General features: G+C 69.7%; 16 protein-coding genes. 10 read left to right on the top strand and 6 right to left on the bottom strand.

What is annotated here, in order from left to right:
* Positions 1-67: 67 nt before the first annotated feature.
* The gene (ypfJ, locus tag EV672_RS11130; protein WP_133609206.1) at positions 68-1000 is read left to right on the top strand and encodes a KPN_02809 family neutral zinc metallopeptidase; all 933 of its coding nucleotides are present in this window, start codon (positions 68-70) and stop codon (positions 998-1000) included.
* A gap of 27 nt (positions 1001-1027) precedes the next feature.
* Entirely contained in the window at positions 1028-2005 is a 978-nt protein-coding gene (locus EV672_RS11125) for an NADPH:quinone oxidoreductase family protein (RefSeq protein ID WP_133609204.1), read from the top strand.
* A 427-nt stretch (positions 2006-2432) separates the two neighbouring features.
* Here the strand turns inward: EV672_RS11125 and queG are convergent, their stop codons facing one another.
* Entirely contained in the window at positions 2433-3611 is a 1179-nt protein-coding gene (gene queG, locus EV672_RS11120) for a tRNA epoxyqueuosine(34) reductase QueG (protein WP_133609202.1), read from the bottom strand.
* On the opposite strand from queG, the gene tsaE reads away from it, so the two are divergent.
* Both tsaE and EV672_RS11110 read left to right on the top strand, forming a co-directional pair.
* A complete protein-coding gene (tsaE, locus tag EV672_RS11115; protein WP_133609200.1) occupies positions 3603-4187 on the top strand; it encodes a tRNA (adenosine(37)-N6)-threonylcarbamoyltransferase complex ATPase subunit type 1 TsaE in 585 nt (194 codons plus the stop codon). The genes queG and tsaE overlap by 9 nt on opposite strands.
* Entirely contained in the window at positions 4180-5727 is a 1548-nt protein-coding gene (locus EV672_RS11110; RefSeq protein ID WP_133609198.1) for an N-acetylmuramoyl-L-alanine amidase, read from the top strand. Before tsaE ends, EV672_RS11110 begins: the two co-directional genes overlap by 8 nt.
* 15 nt (positions 5728-5742) lie before the next feature.
* On the opposite strand, the gene EV672_RS11105 is transcribed toward EV672_RS11110, so the two are convergent.
* Positions 5743-6399 (bottom strand): DedA family protein, encoded by a 657-nt coding sequence (locus EV672_RS11105; protein WP_133609196.1) that lies wholly within the window; start codon positions 6397-6399, stop codon positions 5743-5745.
* A gap of 95 nt (positions 6400-6494) precedes the next feature.
* Here EV672_RS11105 and mutL point away from each other — a divergent pair, with 95 nt between their 5' ends.
* The 4 genes from mutL (at position 6495) to EV672_RS11085 (ending at position 11773) form a co-directional block, all read left to right on the top strand.
* Positions 6495-8570, top strand: coding sequence for a DNA mismatch repair endonuclease MutL (gene mutL / locus EV672_RS11100; RefSeq protein ID WP_133609194.1), 2076 nt, complete (start codon positions 6495-6497; stop codon positions 8568-8570).
* 4 nt (positions 8571-8574) lie between these two features.
* Positions 8575-9840 (top strand): pseudouridine synthase, encoded by a 1266-nt coding sequence (locus EV672_RS19375; RefSeq protein ID WP_133609192.1) that lies wholly within the window; start codon positions 8575-8577, stop codon positions 9838-9840.
* A complete protein-coding gene (gene miaA, locus EV672_RS11090; protein WP_424923148.1) occupies positions 9827-10888 on the top strand; it encodes a tRNA (adenosine(37)-N6)-dimethylallyltransferase MiaA in 1062 nt (353 codons plus the stop codon). The genes EV672_RS19375 and miaA overlap by 14 nt, the downstream gene beginning before the upstream one ends.
* A gap of 114 nt (positions 10889-11002) precedes the next feature.
* Positions 11003-11773, top strand: a complete 771-nt coding sequence (locus EV672_RS11085; RefSeq protein WP_133609190.1) for an oxygen-binding di-iron domain-containing protein — start codon at positions 11003-11005, stop codon at positions 11771-11773.
* Between the two features lie 15 nt (positions 11774-11788).
* Here EV672_RS11085 and EV672_RS11080 read toward each other — a convergent pair whose 3' ends face one another.
* Genes EV672_RS11080 through EV672_RS11065 form a run of 4 tightly spaced genes read right to left on the bottom strand, consistent with a single transcriptional unit; the run spans position 11789 to position 16754 of the window.
* A complete protein-coding gene (locus tag EV672_RS11080; RefSeq protein WP_424923147.1) occupies positions 11789-13342 on the bottom strand; it encodes a DHA2 family efflux MFS transporter permease subunit in 1554 nt (517 codons plus the stop codon).
* A gap of 2 nt (positions 13343-13344) precedes the next feature.
* Positions 13345-14613 carry an HlyD family secretion protein gene (locus tag EV672_RS11075; RefSeq protein ID WP_133609188.1) on the bottom strand — a complete coding sequence of 423 codons (1269 nt, stop codon included), beginning with the start codon at positions 14611-14613 and terminating at the stop codon, positions 13345-13347.
* A complete protein-coding gene (locus EV672_RS11070) occupies positions 14610-16145 on the bottom strand; it encodes an efflux transporter outer membrane subunit (protein ID WP_243738640.1) in 1536 nt (511 codons plus the stop codon). Before EV672_RS11070 ends, EV672_RS11075 begins: the two co-directional genes overlap by 4 nt.
* Positions 16146-16175: 30 nt before the next feature.
* On the bottom strand, positions 16176-16754 hold the full coding sequence (locus EV672_RS11065; RefSeq protein WP_133609184.1) for a MarR family winged helix-turn-helix transcriptional regulator: 579 nt from the start codon (positions 16752-16754) through the stop codon (positions 16176-16178).
* Positions 16755-16826: 72 nt separating this feature from the next.
* Here EV672_RS11065 and EV672_RS11060 point away from each other — a divergent pair, with 72 nt between their 5' ends.
* Both EV672_RS11060 and EV672_RS11055 read left to right on the top strand, forming a co-directional pair.
* Positions 16827-18617, top strand: coding sequence for an ABC transporter transmembrane domain-containing protein (locus tag EV672_RS11060; RefSeq protein ID WP_133609182.1), 1791 nt, complete (start codon positions 16827-16829; stop codon positions 18615-18617).
* Between the two features lie 98 nt (positions 18618-18715).
* Positions 18716-19429 (top strand): YiaD family glycine zipper/OmpA-like lipoprotein, encoded by a 714-nt coding sequence (locus tag EV672_RS11055; RefSeq protein ID WP_133609574.1) that lies wholly within the window; start codon positions 18716-18718, stop codon positions 19427-19429.
* Positions 19430-19442: the final 13 nt, after the last annotated feature.

The raw sequence follows: 19442 nt of genomic DNA, 5'->3' as shown, positions 1-19442 counted from the left end.
GTAGTCAGGCGGGACGGCCGACACGCGCTGCTACCATCTGACCCGCATTGCGCACAGGGAGACACACATGCGGTTGGACGGTCAACGTGAAAGCGACAACGTCGATGACGTGCGCGACGCTTCAGGCCAGGGCGGCGGGTTTGGCGGCGGCGGTGGCCGTGGCGGCCTCGGGGGCCTGATCGGTGGCCGGCTCGGCCTGGGTGGCGTGGCCGTGGCCCTGGTGGCCAGCTACTTCCTGGGCATCAACCCGCTGACCGTGCTCAGCCTGCTCAACGGCGGCGGCCCGGTGGACGGCGGCCTCGGCCAGGGTGCACCCACCGAGGTGCAGCGCCCCAGCCCAGCCACCGCCCAGGCCAATGACCCCGGCGCCCGCTTCGTGCGCCAGGTGCTGGCCACCACCGAAGACGTCTGGCAAACCCAGTTCCAGGCGCACGGAAGTCAGTACGCGCACCCCCGCCTGACACTGTTCCGCGGCAGCACGGCCACGGCCTGCGGCAAGGGCGAGGCGGCCATGGGCCCCTTTTATTGCCCCGCCGACCACCGCATCTACATCGACCTGGGCTTTCACGACACCCTGCGCGACCGCCTGGGCGCCCCCGGCGATTTCGCCCAGGCCTACGTCATCGCGCACGAGGTCGGCCACCATGTGCAGAACCTGCAAGGCACGTCCGAGAAGCTCGACCGCCTGCGCGGCCGCGTCAGCGAAGCCCAGTACAACGCCGCCAGCGTGCGCCTGGAGCTGCAGGCCGATTGCTACGCCGGCATCTGGGCGCATGACACCCAGCAGGCCAAGGGCTTGATGGAATCGGGCGACCTGGAAGAGGCGCTCAACGCCGCCTCCCAAATCGGTGACGACACCCTGCAGCGCGAAACGCAGGGGCGCGTCGTGCCCGAAAGCTTCACCCACGGCACGAGCGCGCAGCGCATGCGCTGGTTCAAGCGCGGTTTCGAGACGGGCGACATGGCCCAGTGCGACACCTTCAACACCCGCCAGCTCTGACCACACAACGACGATAGGAGACACGACATGCAAGCCTGGTTCTGCGACACCCTCGACGGCCCCGACGCCCTGAGCTGGAAAGACGCCCCGACACCCGAGCCGGGCAAAGGCGAAGTCCGCGTGGCGATCAAGGCGGCCAGCCTGAACTTCCCCGACCTGCTCATCGTGCAGGGCAAGTACCAGATGAAGCCGCCCATGCCCTTCGTGCCCGGTGCCGAGTTCGCCGGCGTGGTCGAAGCTGTGGGCGAAGGCGTCAAGCACCTGGCCGTGGGCACGCACGTGGCGGGCTTCGCGGGCACCGGCGGCTTCGGCACCCACACCCTGGCGCCGGCCTTCGCGTTGATGCCGCTGCCGCCCGCCTTCAGCTTCGAAGACGCCGCCGCCTTCCTGTGCACCTATGGCACCACCTACCACGCGCTGATGGACCGCGCCGCCCTGAAGGCCGGTGAGACCGTGCTGGTGCTGGGCGCTGCCGGGGGCGTGGGCACGGCCGCCATCCAGATCGCCAAAGCCGCAGGCGCCAAGGTGATTGCCGCGGCCTCGACCGACGAGAAGTGCGCGCTGTGCACCACGCTGGGCGCCGACGCCACCATCAACTACACGACGCAGAACCTGCGCGAGGCGCTCAAGGCCATCACCGAGGGCAAGGGCCCCGACGTGGTCTATGACCCGGTGGGTGGCGAGTTGACCGAACAGACCTTCCGCTCCATCGCCTGGCGCGGTCGCCACCTCGTCGTCGGCTTCGCCAATGGCGCGATCCCCAACCTGCCGCTGAACCTGGCCCTGCTCAAGGGCGCCTCCGTCATGGGCGTGTTCTGGGGCGAGTTCGCCAAGCGCGAGCCGCAGAACAACGCCGCCTGCCTGATGCAGCTGGCCGCCTGGTACATGGAGGGCAAGATCAAGCCCGTCATCGAGCACACGCTGCCCATGTCCGCCCTCAAGCAGGCCTTCGACCTGATGGGCTCGCGTCAGGTGCGGGGCAAGGTGGTGCTGACGAACGGCTGAAGCTGGGCGCGCAGCGTCGGCGTCCGGCATCACCCACGGACGCCGCGCGCCGAATGGCTCCGTGCGTGGCCTGATGTGCTCGGCCCGCCAACCGATGAGCCTGGCGCGCAAGCCCCCAAGACCCGCCCGCCGCCCGCTCTGGGCCGCGCGCGATGCCACGGGCACTCGCCCGCGAACCGAAACGCTCGGCGTGCAACCCGGTTTGGCTGGCGCGCAAGGCTCACCGGGCGGCACGCCACCCAACTTGACCCGCGCGTGCAGTCGGTCGGTGTTGCGCACAAGCCAACAGGGTCGGCGCCTGCCCCGGCGCGGCTTGCGCGCGACTGACATCGCTTGGCGGCCCGCACTGTGCCGCAGGTGCGCCGTGCTGTCCGGCTTGTGCACCGCCCCCATCGGCTGGCGCGCCGCACCGGATGGCCGATCACCGTCACCGATCCGCTGGCACCTGGGCCAGCGCCCACCGCACGTGCTCCGCCACCATGGCCTGCTGCTCGCCCAAGGCCGGCGGCTGGGCCAACCAGGCTTGCAGGGCGGCGCGGATGGCTTGACGCAAGGGCTCATCGGTCGGTTCATCGGGCAGGTGACCGGTCGGCTGGCCAGTGGCATCGGCCCTCGCAGCCAGCGCATTGCCCATCGCCACCGCGATGTTGCGCTGCCAGCGCGCAAAGCCGATGCGGCGGATCGCGCTGCCCTCGGTGCTGCGCAGGAAGGTGGCCTCGTCCCAGGCCCAGAGCTGCAGCAGCGTGGCGCGGTCCAGGCCGATGCGGGTGTCGAAATCGGGCAGGCGGGCGCGTTGGGCGAATTTGTTCCAGGGGCAGATGAGCTGGCAGTCGTCGCAGCCATAGATGCGGTTGCCGATGTGCGGGCGCATGGCCTCGGGGATGGGGCCGTCGAGCTCGATGGTGAGGTAGGAGATGCAACGCCGTGCATCGACCACCCCTTCTTCGACGATGGCGCCCGTGGGGCAGACGTCGATGCAGGCGGTGCACTGGCCGCAATGCGCCGTCTCAGGCTGCGTCAGCGGCAGCGGCACATCGACGTAGATTTCGCCCAGGAAGAATGTCGAGCCGCTCTGGCGCGACAGCAACAGCGAGTGCTTGCCGCGCCAGCCCAGGCCGCTGCGGCTGGCCAGCTCGACCTCCAGCACCGGCGCCGAATCGGTGAAGGCGCGGTGCCCGAACGGCCCGATGGCCTCGGCCAGGCGCTCGGCGAGTTTTTGCAGGCGGTTGCGCAGCACCTTGTGGTAATCCCGCCCATGGGCGTAGAGCGACACCACCGCCGCCGAGGGCGTGGCCATGCGCTCCCAGCTGACCGCCTGCCAGCCATCGGGCAGGGCTTGCGGCAGGTAATCCATGCGCGCGGTGATGACGCGCACGGTGCCCGGCACCAGCTCGGCGGGCCGTGCGCGCTTGAGGCCGTGGGCCGCCATGTAGTGCATCTCGCCGTGGAAACCGCGGCCCAGCCAGGCCATCAAAGGCGCTTCGGCACTTGACAGATCGACATCGGCCACGCCAATCTGAGAAAATCCCAGTTCAGTGGCCCATTGGCGCAAGGACGCCAGCACCTCGTCGGGGTTCCAGGCCGTGTCTGCAGATTCATGACGCATCCAAGCATCCTAGCAAGCCAACACGCGTCGCACGTGCCACAAGCGCTGCACGCTGGCGCCGAACCACGCGACCTCGTCTGGCACGACGAGGCCGCGTGTGCCGCCCTGGCCGCGCAACTGGCGCAGGCCCTGCAGCCTCGCCTGCGCGCGGGCGGCTCGGTCACGCTGGAACTGCACGGCACGCTGGGCGCCGGCAAGACGACCTTCACCCGCCACCTGCTGCGCGCCCTGGGCGTGCAGGGCCGCATCAAGAGCCCGAGCTACGCCGTGGTCGAGCCGCACGAGGCCCCGGGCATGGCCATCCACCACTTCGATTTCTACCGCTTCAACGACCCGCAGGAGTGGGAAGACGCCGGCTTTCGGGACCTGTTCGGTGCGCCCGGCCTCAAGGTCGTGGAGTGGCCTGAGAAGGCCGCGGGCCTGCTGCCGGTGGCCGACCTGCAGATGCACATCGGTGTGCTGGGCGAGGCAGGCCTTGTGCGCGGCGAAGATGCCGACACGCCGCCAGCCCGCAGCGTGCGCTTGCAGGCCGGCACGCCCCTGGGCATGACCGTGAAGGAGTCGCTCCATGGATGACACGCGCCACGAGCTGCCCGACAACGCCCGTCGCCGCGGCCTGCTCAAGCAAGCCCTGGGCGGCGTGGCCGTGCTGGTGCTGGGCCCGCATGAGCTGGCCTGGGGCGCGCAGCTGCTGGCCGTGCGCCTGTGGCCGGCGGCCGACTACACCCGCGTGACGCTGGAATCGGACATCCCGCTCAACGCCACCTTCTTCGCGGTGGACAACCCGCACCGCCTGGTCATCGACATCGACGACCTGGAGCTCAGCCCCCAGCTGCGCGACCTGGTGCGCAAGGTGCGCTCGGACGATCCCTTCATCGCCGGCGTGCGCGTGGGCCAGAACCGGCCCAAGGTGGTGCGCCTGGTCATCGACCTCAAGCAGGCCATCAAGCCGCAGGTCTTCGGCCTGCACCCGGTGGCCGCCTACCAGCACCGCCTGGTGTTCGACCTCTACCCCACCCAGGCGGCGGACCCGCGCGCCGGCCTGCAGGTGGCCGCGAGTGCGCCGCAGACGGGTGCTGCCGCAAGTGCTCAGGGCTCGGCCACGGCTTCAGCCCCCCCCGCCTTGCCGGCTGCCCCCGCCTCCCCCACGGCACCTGCCACGCCAAGCACAGGGGCCGGCACCGGCACACCCTCATCGCAGGCGGCCGATGCCGTCAACGACGCCCTGGGCGAGTTCATCGGTGGGCTCAAGAAAGGTGGCACGGCCACGGCAGGCAACAGTTCGGTGGGCGGGTCAGGCGGCAATGCGAGCGGTAATGCGAGCGGCAACGCGGGCAAGGTCGCTGAGCGCAGCGCAGCCGCCAATGCCGCATCGGCCGAAGCCAGCAAAGCGGCCAACGACACCTCGCGCCTGGTCATCGTCGCCATCGACGCAGGCCACGGTGGCGAAGACCCCGGCGCCGTCGGCCCCAGCGGCCTCTATGAGAAAGACGTGGTGCTGTCGATCGCGCTCAAGCTGCGCGCCCGCATCAACGCCCAACCGGGCATGCGCGCCATGCTGACGCGCGAGTCCGACTATTTCGTGCCCCTGCAGGAGCGCGTGTTGAAAGCCCGCCGCGTGCAGGCCGACCTGTTCGTCTCGGTGCATGCCGACGCCTTCATGAACCCCGAGGCGCGCGGCGCGTCCATCTTCGCCCTGTCCGAGAACGGTGCCACGAGCGCCGCCGCACGCTGGATGGCCAAGAAGGAAAACGCGTCCGACCTGGTGGGGGGCGTCAACATCAAGGCGCGCGACGCCTCGGTGATGCGCGCCCTGCTGGACATGTCCACCACCGCCCAGATCAAGGACAGCCTCAAGCTCGGCCAAGCCATCCTGGGTCACCTGGGCAAGGTCGGCCGGCTGCACAAGCCTCGGGTGGAGCAGGCCGGATTCGCGGTGCTCAAGGCGCCGGACATCCCGTCCATCCTGGTCGAGACGGGCTTCATCTCCAACCCGGAGGAAGAGTCCAAGCTCAAGGACGACACCTACCAGGGGCAGCTCGCCGACGCCTTGCTGGCGGGCATCCAGCGCTATTTCGCGCGCAACCCGCCGCTGGCACGCAACCGGGCGCTGTGAACCCGGGCGCCGCGCTCAGGCCTGCTGGCCCTTCGCTTCCTGGCGGCCGGCTTTCCAGGCCCCGAAGATGGCGATCAGGCCCGGCACGATGATCATGGCCAGGATGATCTTGCTCAGGTGCTGCTGCACGAAGGGAATGTTGCCGAAGAAGTAGCCGGCCAGCGTCAAGCCCACCACCCAGATCAGCGCGCCCACCACGTTGTAGAGCGTGAAGGTCACGCGGTTCATCTCGGCCACACCGGCCACGAAGGGCGCGAAGGTGCGGATGAACGGCATGAAGCGCGCCAGGACGATGGTGATGCCGCCGCGCTCCTCGTAGAAGCGGTGGGCGGCGTCGAAGCCCTTGCGGCTGAACCAGCGCGAATCCTCCCACTGGAAGACCTTCGGCCCGAGGTGGCGCCCGATGCTGTAGTTGAGCTGGTCGCCCAGGATGGCCGCCACCAGCAGCACGCCCATCGCCACGGGCAGGCTCATGGCGCCGCCTGCGGCCAGCGCGCCGACCATGAAGAGCAGGGAGTCGCCCGGCAGGAAGGGCATCACCACCAGGCCGGTTTCGACGAACACGATCAGGAACAGCAGGCCATAGACCCAGGTGCCGTGCATCTGGACGAACTCGGCCAGGTGCTTGTCGATGTGCAGGATGAAGTCGATGAGGAAGGTGGCGATTTCCATGGGGACGGCGTGGGTCTGGCGAGAAAGGTGCGCAGGGCGCAAGGTTGGCGAAAAGGCAGGCGCCCTTTCACGAGCGCCCCTTTTACAATAACAGCATGACGTCCGACCGCCGCAGCACCGCCCTTGCCCTCGATGAGGCGGCATCTTCACCCGAAACCGGGGGGCCGGCCCGCGCAGGTGAGGTGCGCGCACGGCGCCAGATCCAGGCCCTGCCCGACGAGCTGGTCAGCCAGATCGCCGCGGGCGAGGTGGTCGAGCGCCCGGCCTCGGTGGTGCGCGAGCTGGTGGACAACGCGTTGGACGCGGGCGCCAGCCAGATCACGGTCAAGCTCATGGGCGGTGGGGTGCGGCAAATCCTGGTGGAAGACGACGGCTGCGGCATCCCCGTCAGCGAGCTGCCCCTGGCCCTGCTGCGCCACGCCACCAGCAAGATCCGCTCGCTCGATGACCTGGAAAGCGTGGCCACCATGGGCTTTCGCGGCGAGGCCCTGGCGGCCATCGCGTCGGTGTCGGAGGCGGCCATCGCCAGCCGCACGGCGGAAGACGCCCACGCCCACCGCCTGGACGCCCGCTCGGGCGAGCTGACGCCGGCCGCGCGCAGCATCGGCACCAGCGTCGAGGTGCGCGAGCTGTTCTTCAGCACCCCGGCACGCCGCAAATTCCTCAAAACCGACGCCACCGAGCTGGCGCACTGCCTGGAATCGGTGCGCCGCCATGCCCTGGCGCGGCCCGATGTGGGCTTCAGCGTCTGGCACGAAGGCAAGCTGGTCGAGCAGCTGCGTCCGGGAAGCCTGCAGCAGCGCATGCAGGACGTGCTCGGCGAGGCCTTCACCGACACCAGCCGCGAGGTGGACCTGCAAATCGGCCCGATGCGGGTGCACGGCCGCACCGGCCTGCCCGACGCAGCCCGTTCGCGTTCGGACTGGCAGTACTGCTACGTCAACGGCCGCCATGTGCGCGACAAGCTCATCTCGCACGGCATCCGCTCGGCCTACGAAGACGTGCTGCACGGCAGCCGCCAACCCACCTACGTGCTGTTCATCGAGATCGCGCCCGAGCGTGTTGACGTGAACGTGCACCCGACCAAGATCGAGGTGCGCTTCCGCGATTCGCGCGAGGTGCACCAGGCGGTGCGCAAGGCGGTGGAGTCGGCGCTGGCGCTGTCGCGGGCGGCGGGGACGGGTGCGGCGGCGGGGGCATCGATGGGCGCCATGGCCGGCGCTGCCGGGCAGGTCGAAGGCGGCAGCACGCTGCGGGCCGATGGTTCCTACATGCCCGTGCAAGCGCCCTTGCACGCACCTGGCCACGCACTGCAAGCTCAGGCCCCAGCCCCCCTGGGCGGCGCCTCGCAATCCGCCCTGCCCTGGCGCGCCGCCGATGCCGCCAGCGAGCAGCGCTGGGCCGGCTGGCCAAGCGCTGGCTTGCCTGCAGAGGCCACGGCGGCTCGCACCGGCCCGGTCGATGCCTTCGCCGACCTCGCCCTGCCGCAGGTGCGCAAGGCCGCCGATGACACCGAGGCGCAGGCGGCATCCTCCTGGCCCCGCCTGCCAGCCGCTGAAGCACCGCCCACCGACCCGAGCGGCCACGAATGGCCCTTGGGCCGCGCCATCGCACAGGTGGGTGGCATCTACGTGCTGGCCGAAAACGCCCAGGGCCTGGTCATCGTGGACATGCACGCCGCGCACGAGCGCGTCGTCTATGAACGCCTGAAGGCCCAGCTCGATGCGGCCCCGCTGCACAGCCAGCCGCTGCTGATCCCGCTGACCTTTGCCGCCACGCCGCAGGAATGCGCCACGGCCGAATCCCACCACGCAGCGCTGCTGCTGCTCGGCCTGGACGTGGGCCTGATCGGCCCGGGCAAGCTGGCGGTGCGCGCCGTGCCTGCGGCGCTGCAACAGGCCGATGGCGTGGCGTTGGCGCGCTCGGTGCTGGCCGAGCTGGCCCACCTGGACGCCAGCGACGTGGTGCGCCGCGCCCAACACGAACTGCTGGCCACCATGGCCTGCCACGGCGCCGTGCGCGCCAACCGCCGGCTCAACCTGGCGGAGATGAGTGCCCTGCTGCGCGACATGGAAGCCACCGAGCGCGCCGACCAATGCAACCACGGCCGGCCCACCTGGCGCCAGCTCACCCTCAAGGAGCTGGACGCGCTTTTCCTGCGCGGCCGCTGACGCCATGACCGAACGCAAAAAAATCACCCTGTCGCGCCCCGCCGGCGCCGACAGCAACGCCCCTTCCCAGACGCCTGAATTCGGCGGGCGCAAGCCCCCGGTGCGTGGCAGTGGCACGGCACCGCGCAAGCGCATGACAGCGGCCGAAGCCGAGCAGGCACGCGCCGAAGCCGCCGCCCGCGCCCCGGGCCAGTGGCAAGACCGTGGCCCCGGCCCGGACCGCCCGCGTGGCGACGACCGCCGCCGGGATCCACGCGATGCACGCGACAACCGCGGTCCGCGCGATCCCCGTGACCCTCGCGCGCCTCGCGATGCGCGGGATGCCCCCGAGCGCTGGGGCGAGCCGCGCTACGACCGCGACCCACGTGACGCCTACCCCCCGGCCCGCCAGGACCAACGCCGCCTGGGCACCACGTCCTCGCGCCGAGACAGCGGGCCCCACCAGGATCCACACCAGCGACAGCCCGCCTACGCCCACGCTGCACCGCGCCAGGAAGCCGCCGAGTCCGACGGCCGCCTGCGCCTGTCCAAGCTGATGAGCGAGCGCGGTCTGGCCTCGCGCCGCGAAGCCGACGAGTGGATCGACGCCGGCTGGGTGCGCGTGGATGGCGAAGTCGCCGAGCTGGGCACGCGCGTGCTGCCCACCGTGCACATCGACATCGACCCGCAGGCCCGCGAACAGCAAACGCAGCGCGTCACCATCCTGCTGCACAAGCCCATCGGCTACGTCAGCGGCCAGGCCGAAGATGGCTACGAGCCCGCCGTCGTGCTCGTCCAGCCGCAGAACCGCTGGGCCGACGACAAGCTGCCCATCCAGTTCAACCGCGCCCACCACCGCCACCTCGCGCCCGCCGGCCGCCTGGACATCGACTCCACCGGCCTGCTCGTGCTGACGCAGGATGGCCGTGTGGCCAAGGCCCTCATCGGCGAGGACTCGGGCGTCGAGAAGGAATACCTGGTGCGCGTGCAGCTCATCGAGCAGCCCGAGGCCGAGAACGTGATGGCCGTGACGCCGCCCGAGGCCATCGAAGCCCTGCGCTTCGGCCTGGAGCTCGACGGCAAGCCGCTCAAGCACGCCCAGGTGTCGTGGCAAAACGAGCAGCAGCTGCGCGTGGTGCTGCGCGAAGGCCGCAAGCGCCAGATCCGCCGCATGTGCGAGCTGGTCGGCCTCAAGGTGGTTGGCCTCAAACGCGTGCGCATGGGCAGCGTGGTGCTGGGCAAGCTGCCCGCCGGCCAGTGGCGCTACCTGCGACCCGATGAGCGCTTCTGAGGCCAGTCTGAACACCCCCGGCAACATGACCGCTGCCGCCCCGCTTTGGGTGCTCACCGGCCCGACCGCCTGCGGCAAAACCGCGGTGGCCTTGGCCCTGGCCGAACGCCTGAGCCAACAGGGCGGCGCCACCGAAGCTGTGGAAATCGTCAGCGTGGATTCGGCCCTGATCTACCGCGGCATGGACATCGGCACGGCCAAGCCCACGCCCGCCGAGATGGCCCAGGTGCCCCACCACCTGATCGACACCGTGGACGCCACCGAGCGCTACAGCGCCGCGCGCTTCGTGGCCGATGCGCTGGCCGCCGTGGCCGACATCCGCGCGCGAGGTCGCACCCCGCTGCTGGTCGGCGGCACCATGCTCTACCTGAAGGCCTTGCTCGAAGGCATGGACGAGATGCCCGCCATCCCATCCGAGGTGCGCGCCGAGGTCGATGCACGCATGAAGGCGCAAGGCAGCCTCGCCCTGCACGCCGAACTGCAGCGGGTGGACCCCCTCACCGCCGCGCGCCTGGCCCCGGGCGACACCCAACGCATCCAGCGCGCCATCGAGGTCTGGGCGGCCACCGGCCAGCCACTGTCGGCCTTCCAGCAAAAGCGGCACGGCGCGGGTGCCGCCACATCGGGCACATCGGGCACACCCGCCACGCTGGTGTCGCTGGAGCCCCAAGACCGCGCCTGGTTGCACCGCCGCATCGCCCTGCGTTTTGAGCAGATGATGGCCGCCGGCTTCATCGACGAAGTCGTGCGCCTGCGTGCGCGTGGCGACCTCGATGCCGATCTGCCCTCGATGCGTTGCGTGGGCTACCGCCAGGTTTGGGAAGCCCTGGACGCGGGCCTCGACCTGCGCGACCAGCGCACCCTGGCCGAGCTCACCGAGCGCGGCATCGCCGCCACCCGCCAGCTCGCCAAGCGGCAAAGCACCTGGCTGCGCAGCATGCCGCAGCGCCACGTGTTGGCCTGCGACAGCGGCCTGTCTGCCAACGCCCTGGCCGAGCAAGCCTGTGCCATCTTCACGACGGCAGCGCCGCCACATCCACCGCGCTGACCCCGAGGCCGGGGCCATCACCTCGCTTGCGCTGGCTTGATTTGGCTTGATCTGGATTAAGCCTCCCCACGAGGCCTGCGACGTAAGCTCGCGCATCCAAAGACGGGAGGCCGCATGCCACAAGAGTTGTTCCGCAGCGCCCACCACGCCTGCCTGATGTTTTCCGACCTGGGCAACGAAGGCGGCGAGGCGGTGCAGGCCAACCAGTTCCTCATCGTCGATGGCGATGTCGGCGCCATCATCGACCCGGGCGGCAACCTGGCCTACAGCGAGCTCTACCTGGGCATGACGCGGCACTTCCCGCCCTCCAAGCTCTCGGCCATCCTGGCCTCGCACGCAGACCCGGACATCATCGCCTCGCTCGACCGCTGGATGACGGCCACACCCGACGCCAAGCTCTACGTCTCGACGCTGTGGGAACGCTTCGTGCCGCACTTCTGCAAGCCAGGCAAGACCACCGGTCGCATCGTCGGCATTCCCGACGCTGGCATGCGCATCCCCGTGGGCCGGCACGAACTCATCGCCCTGCCCGCGCACTTCATGCACGCCGAGGGCAACTTCCAGTTCTACGACCCGGTCAGCCGCATCCTGTTCTCGGGCGACCTGGGCGTGTCCATGCAGACCGGGCCCGACGCCACGAAACCCATCACCTCGCTGGCCACGCTGCCGCCAGGCATGGAGGCCTTCCACCGCCGCTACATGGTGTCCAACAAGATTTTGCGCTGCTGGGCCCGCATGGTGCGCGAGCTGCCCATTGACATGATCGCGCCCCAGCACGGCGCGCCGCTGGTGGGCGAGGCCGTGCCGCAGTTCATCCAGTGGGCCGAGAACCTGGCCTGCGGCATCGACCTGATGGGCGAGGCGCACTACCAGGTGCCAGCCTGAGCGGTCAGGCCCCCGTCAATGCGCCCCTGAATCCACCGCCGCGCCGCCCTTCTTGACCTTGGCCAGCCACACGATGGGGATCAGGCACAGGAACAAGATGGACGAGGCCAGATAGACGTCGTCGGCCGCTCGCGTGAAGGCCTGTTGGTCGATGAGCCGGTTGATCTGCGCCGCGGCCTGCTCGAAGCTCATGCCGGTGGACATCAAGGTGCCGATGCCCTCCACGGCCGCGCCATCGGTGGGCGTGATCTTCTCGACCATGTGCGCGTGGTGCAGGGTGGCGCGGTTGTCCCAGATGGTCGTGACCAGCGAGGTGCCCATGGCGCCCGCCGTGATGCGCACGAAGTTGCTCAGGCCCGAGGCCGAGGGGATGCGGTCTGGCGTCAGGCCCGACAGCGTGATCGCGCTCAAGGGGATGAAGAAGAAGGCGATGGCCGCGCCCTGCAGGATGGTCGGCACCATGATGGTGTTGAAGTCGGCCTGCACGGTGAAGTGCGAGCGCATCCACAGCACCAGCGCAAAGCCAGAAAACGCCACCGTTGCCAGGATGCGCGGGTCCACCCGGGTCACGTTCTTGCCCACCAGCGGCGACAGCAGGATGGCCAGGATGCCCACCGGCGCCACCGCCATGCCGGCCACCGAGGCCGTGTAGCCCATGTACTGCTGCAGCCACAGCGGCAGCAGCACCACGTTGCCAAAGAACAGGCCGTAGCCAATCGACAGCGCCAGCACGCCGAACAGGAAGTTGCGCTTGGCGAACAGACGCAGCTCCACCACCGGGTGCTCCTGCGTCAACTCCCAGATCACGAAGACGACGAAGCCGATGGCCGCCACGGCCGTGAGCGCCACGATCTGGCCGCTCTCGAACCAGTCGAGCTCCTTGCCCTTGTCGAGCATGATCTGCAGCGCGCCCACCCAAATCACCAGCAGCGCCAACCCCACCGTGTCGATGGGCAGTTTGCGGATGGGCGTCTCGCGTTTGGCGTAGATGCGCCAGGTCACCAGCGCGGCCCCCAGGCCCACCGGCACGTTGATGTAAAAAATCCAGGGCCAGGTGATGTTGTCCGTGATCCAGCCCCCCAACAAAGGCCCGGTCACGGGCGCCACCAGCGTGGTCATGGCCCACATCGCCAGCGCCATCCCCGCTTTCGACGGTGGGTAGCTGGACAGCAGCAAGGTCTGCGACAGCGGGATCATCGGCCCGGCCACCAGGCCCTGCAGCACGCGGAAGCCGATCAGCATCTCCAGCGACGAGGCCAGGCCGCACAACCAGGACGCCAGCACGAACAGCAGCACGCTCATGGTGAACAGCCGCACCGCGCCAAAGCGCTGCGTCAGCCAGCCCGTCAAAGGCACCGAGATCGCGTTGGACACGCCAAAGCTGGTGATGACCCAGGTGCCCTGCGTCGGGCTCACACCCAGGTCACCGGCGATGGCGGGCAGCGAGACGTTGGCGATGGACGAATCGAGCACGTTCATGAACGTCGCCAGCGACAGGGCGATGGTGCCCAGCAGCAGCGACGAGCCTTGCAGCGGCTGCAGGGCCGCGGGCCCGTGGTTCCCACTCACGCTCAGGCTCCGGGGCGGGCGGCCACAGGGGCGACGGCCTGCGCAGGCACAGGGGCACGCGCGCGGCCCAGGTTGGCGTCGATGATGCGGCGCACCAGGGCATCGGCGTCTTTTTGCACGACATCGAACACCGCGGTCTGTGCCACCGCGTGTTCACGCGGGTGCTGCGCCAGCACCGGGCCATCCTGCTGGGCCACGTCCACCTCGACCTCCATCGACAGGCCCACGCGCAGCGGGTGCGCCTTGACCTCGGCCAAGTCCAGCGACAGGCGCACCGGCACGCGTTGCACCACCTTGATCCAGTTGCCCGTGGCGTTCTGCGCCGGCAGCAGCGAGAAGGCCGCGCCCGTGCCCGCACCCAGCCCCACCACCTTGCCGTGGTAAGTCACTTTCTGGCCATAGACGTCGGCCGTCAGCGTGGCCGGCTGGCCGATGCGGATGCGCTGCAGCTGGCTTTCCTTGAAGTTGGCGTCCACCCAGGGCTGGTCCAGCGTGACGAGCGCCATCACCGGACTGCCGGCCTGCACGCGCTGGCCGACCTGCACGCTGCGCTTGGCGACGTGGCCATCGACCGGCGCGGGCAAAGCAGCGCGTTGCAAGGCCAGGTAGGTTTCGCGCACGCGGGCGGCGGCGCGGGCCACGTTGGGGTGCTGGTCCACGGTCGTGCCATCGGTCAGCGACTGGTTGGACATCAGCTGCTCACGGGCGGCAGACAGCGCCGACTCGGCTCCGGCCTGGGCACTGCGGGCCGCGGCCAGCTGCGCCGTGGCGTGGTTGTACTCCTCCTTGCCCACGGCACCGCTGGCCAGCAAGGGCGCACGGCGGTTGACGTCGTCCTGCGCGCGGGCCACCTCGGTCTGCGTGCGGGTGAGGTCAGCCTGGCGCAGTCGGATCTGCGCCTCCAGGCTGCCGTTGTTGGCGAACAGGGTGCGCACCTCGCGCACGGTCTGGGCCAGCTGGGCCTGGGCCTGGTCGAGCGCCACGCGGGCATCGGCGGGGTCGAGCTTGACCAGCACCTGGCCGGCCTGGACCTTGTCGGTGTCGTCGGCGGCAATCGCCACCACCGTGCCACCGACCTGGGGCGTGATCTGCACGACGTTGGCCTGCACGTAGGCGTTGTCGGTGTGCTCGAAGTGGTTGGCCACCAGCGCGTAATAAGCGCCGTAGCCGATGCCACCGATCACCACGGCGGCGGCCACCAGGGTCAGGGCCTTCTTGCGGCCGGGCGCGGCTTGGGTGGCCTCGGGAGCGGATGGGGTGGGCTGGCTCATGCGGGATCTCCGGACTTCTGGGGCAAGGTCTGCGACGGCGCCTGGGCCTCGCTGGGGGATGTGGATGCGGGCGTGGCTGCGATCGACGCGGGCGGCGGCGTCCCTGCCGTCGGTGCTTTGGCCGCGGGCTGCAAGCTGCCGCCCAGAGCGCGCACCAGGCTGAACTGGGTGTCGAAGGTGCGGGCCTGCAGGTCCACGGCCTGACGGCGCTGGTTCAGCACGGCCGTTTCTGCGGCCAGCACATTGAGGTAGTTGCCCAAGCCGGCGCGGTAGCGCTCTGTGGCCAGGGCGTAGGCGGCTTCGGTGTGGCCTTGTGCGCTGCGCTGCTCGGCCTGCTGGCGCGCGATGGCCTGCAAGCTGCCCAACTGATCGACCGTCTCTTGCACGGCCTGCAGCACGGTCTGGTTGTAGTTGGCCACCGCCACGTCTTCTTCCGCGACGCGGCCTTGCAGGTTGGCCAGGCGGCGGTCACCGTCGAACAGCGGCAGGTGGATCGCGGGCATCAAGCCCCATTGCCAGCTGCCCGGCTTGAGCAGGCGGTCCAGGCCGATGGCGTTGTAACCGGCATAGCCCACCAGGTCGATGTTGGGATAGAACAGTGCGCGGGCTGCCTTGATGTCGTAGCGCGACACCTCGACGCGCCAGCGCGCGGCCATCACGTCGGCGCGGCGGGCCAGCAGGTCCATCGGCACGGCCGGCGGCAGCGCGGGCTGTTGCATGGCATCGAGCTTCACGTCCAGCGTGTCCAGCGCATTCGGAGCCTGGCCCGTCAGCACCGCCAGGGCATGGCGCGTGAGCATGATCTGCTCGTTGAGCGCCTCGATCTGCAGGCGCGCATCGGGCAAGGCGCCCTGCCCCTGGCGCAGCTCGACGCTGGTGTCCAGGCCGGCCTGCACGCGCTGGCGGATCAGCTTGAGCACGTCATCGCGCTGGGCCAGCGTGCGCTGCAAAACATCCGCCTGGGCTTGCAGTCGGCCCAGCGCAACGTAGCTGCGCGCCACTTGCGAGGACAGCAGCACCCGCGCGGCCTGCGCATCGGCCTCGCTGGCGCGGGTCTGGCCGATGCTGGCCTGGACCTCGGCGCGCTGCTTGCCGAACAGGTCCAGCTCCCAGCTGCCCGCCAGCTGCAGGGTGCCGGTGTTGCGCACCGTGCCCGCCACCGGCGGCGGCACCAGGCCGTTTTCGGTGAAGCGCTGGCGGCTCAGCTCGGCGGAGGCCTCCAGCTGCGGCATGTCGCTGCCTCGGGTGAGGCGCTCCTGGGCGGCTGCGCGCTGGAGGCGGGCCGCTGCGGCCTGCATGTTGGGGTTGCCCGCCAAGGCTTGCTGGACGAGCGCCGACAGGCGGGCATCGCCATGGGCCTCCCACCAGGGCGTGAGGTCCCGGACCACGGGGGCGGGCTCTGCGGCCTGGACACCCAGCGCCTGGGTGTCCAGCGCCTTCAAACGGGGCTGGATGTCCTGCCCGGTGGAGCAGCCGGCCAGCGACACCAGCGTCGCCAGGGCTGCGAGGGTCAGCAAACGGGCGTGCTGCATGGTCACTCCAGAAATCATCTGCGGCTGAGCTCAGTCTTCCCGGTGCCGCTCGGGCACCGTCGTGGGCAAGGGGGCCTTGAGCGTCTCCACATTGGCCACCATGCGGCGCAGGAAGCCCATCAGCGTCTCCCACTCCTCGCGGGAAAAGCCTTGCAGCATGGTGTTGGAGACGTCGCACAGCACGCCTGGCACGGGGGCGGCGGCTTTTTCCCCCTCGGGGGTGAGGGTCAGGTGGATCACCCGGCGGTCATCGACCGACCGCTCACGCCGGCACAGGCCCTTGGCCTCCAAGCGGTCCAGCGTGCGCGTCAGGGCACCGGCATCCAATTGCAGGTCGCGCGCCAGGGCGGCCAGCGTGTTGGCCTGCCCGCGGTGGATGAGGAACAGCGGCGTCCACTGCGCGTGGGTCAGCCCGCCATCGGCCAGGCGGTGGTCCACCTCGTTGACCATCAGGTGAACGATGCGGCGCATGAGGTACCCCACGCTGTTTTCGCGGGTGAAGGTGCCCGGTCCGTAGATCGGCTCGTTCTGAGGCGCATCGTGGGGCGTACCCGGCGGATCAGCAGCCTCAGGGACGCTGGCGGGGTCGGAATTCGAGCGTTTGACCATGGGCAGAAATTTAGTTGCCTACGCAAATATTGTCAAGGCATGATAATGTCCGATCGATCACACGCTGTTGTCATGTCCGGCTCCCACACCCCTCCCGCTGCCAAATCCCCCCGCGCCCTGGCCAGCCTGCGCCCCTTCTTGCGCCCATACCGCGGCCGCATGGTCATGGCCCTGGTGTTCCTGGTGATGGCCGCCGTCACGACGCTGGTGCTGCCGATCGCGCTGCGCACCCTCATCGACCAGGGCATGGTCTCGGCCGACCCTGGCCAGCGCGTCATGGCGCTGCGCACGCACTTCCTCGCGCTGTTCGGCGTGGGGGCGGCGCTGGGGCTGTTCTCCGCCTCGCGCTACTTCGTCGTCACCTGGCTGGGTGAGCGCATCACGGCCGACATCAAGCAGGCCGTGTATGCCCACGTGCTGCGCCAGAGCCCCGAATTCTTCGAGACCACGCAAAGCGGCGAAGTGCTCTCGCGCCTGACCGCCGACACCACCCTCATCCAGACCGTGGTGGGCACCAGCGTGTCCATGGGCCTGCGCAACGCCATCATGACCGTCGGCGCCTTGACCATGCTCATCGTCACCAACCCCTTCGTGATGGCGCAGGTGCTGGGCGGCCTGGTGCTCGTCGTGCTGCCAGCGATTGCGTACGGCCGCCGTGTGCGCAAACTCTCGCGCGCCAGCCAGGACCGCATCGCCGATGCCAGCGCGATCGCCGCCGAGGTGCTCAATGCCGTGCCCGTGGTGCAAAGCCACAACGCCGAAGGCCGCGAAGCCCGGCGCTTTGACGACGCCACCGAAGGCGCTTTCCGCACCGGCGAGCGCCGCATCCGTGCCCGCGCCATCCTCGTGGCCTTCGTCATCACCGCCACCACTGGCGCCCTGCTGTGGGGCCTGTACCAGGGCACCCAGGCCGTCATGGACGGCCGCATCAGCGCCGGCCACCTGGGCCAGACCGTGGTCTATGTGATCCTGCTGCTGAGCTCGGTGGCGGCGCTCTCCGAGGTCTATGGCGACATCCTGCGCGCCGCGGGCGCCACCGAGCGCCTGATGGAGCTGCTCGCGGCCCAATCGCCCATCCAGTCGCCCGCTTCGCCGCGCGCCTTGCCAGCCACCACCGAGGGCTCGCGCCTGAGCCTGCAGCAACTGCGCTTCAGCTACCCCTCGCGCCCCGGCCAATTGGCGCTGGACGAGGTCACGCTCGACGTCGCCCCGGGCGAAACCATCGCCCTGGTCGGCCCCAGCGGCGCCGGCAAAACCACCGTCTTCCAGCTGCTGCTGCGCTTCTATGACCCTCAATCCGGCCAGATCACGCTGGACGGCGTGCCCATCACGGCGCTGTCGCTGCAGGACCTGCGCCAGCGCATCGGCATCGTCCCGCAAGACAGCACCATCTTCTCGACCAGCGCCATCGAGAACATCCGCTACGGCCGCCCCGACGCCAGCGACGACCAGGTCATGGCCGCTGCACGTGCAGCCCACGCCCACGACTTCATCCAGAAGCTGCCCGAGGGCTACGCCACCTTCCTGGGCGAGCGCGGCGTGCGCCTGTCGGGCGGTCAGCGCCAGCGCATCAGCATCGCACGGGCCATCCTGAAGAACGCCCCGTTGTTGCTGCTCGACGAAGCCACCAGCGCCCTCGACACCGAGAGCGAGCGCGCCGTGCAGGCCGCCCTGGAAGAAGCCATGAAGGACCGCACCACCCTGGTCATCGCCCACCGCCTGAGCACGGTGGTCAATGCCGACCGCATCGTGGTGCTGGACGGCGGGCGCATCGTGGACGTGGGCACCCATGCCGAGCTCATGGCCCGCAACGGCCTGTATGCTCGGCTGGCATCGATGCAGTTCGACCAGGTCGCGGCTTGACGCCGTGTGAAGTCTTGTTGCCGGCGTCATCCGCGCCCTGCCTTGCCCCGTTGATACCCGGTCTCTCACAACGAAAGGTTCCTGCCATGTCCGCTCCCATGCCCGCTTCCCTGAACGCCACCGCAGCCACCCGCAGCCCCTCGCGCCGTGGCGTCACCCTGGTCGCCGCCGCCACCGGCGTGGCCATGCTGCTGGCCGGCTGCGAGAACATGGGCGCACGTGAGCGCGGCACAGCCCAAGGCGCGGGCCTCGGTGCGGTCGCCGGTGCGGCCATCGGCGCCATGACCGGCGGCAACAACATCGGCAAGAGCGCCGTCATCGGTGCGGCAGCGGGTGCCATCGCCGGCAACCTGTGGTCCAAGCACATGGAAGACCAGCGCCGCGCCATGGAACGCGCGACCGAAGGCACCGGCGTGGACGTCGTGCGCACGCCGGACAACCAGCTCAAGCTCAACATTCCCAGCGACATCTCCTTCGCCACCGGCAGCGCCGCGTTGAAGCCCGAGCTGCGCACCGTGCTGCAGCAGTTCTCGCAAGGCCTGAAAGAGAACCCCGGCACCCTGGTGCGCGTGGTCGGCCACACCGACAACGTGGGCTCCGACACGCTGAACAACAAGCTCTCGCTGGACCGCGCCGACACCGTGCGTGACTTCCTGGAAGACCGCGGCGTGTCGCGCAGCCGCATCGACGTGGCCGGCCGCGGTGAGCGCGAGCCCATCGCCAGCAACGAGACCGCAGAAGGCCGTGGCAAAAACCGCCGCGTGGAAATCTTCCTGCGCGAACCCGAAAGCGCCGCCGGCACCGTGCGCTGACCGTCGCGCTGGG

The sequence above is a fragment of the Aquabacterium commune genome (genome assembly GCF_004362855.1).
Taxonomy (GTDB): domain Bacteria; phylum Pseudomonadota; class Gammaproteobacteria; order Burkholderiales; family Burkholderiaceae_C; genus Aquabacterium; species Aquabacterium commune.
This window is presented reverse-complemented; position numbering and strand designations above follow the sequence as displayed.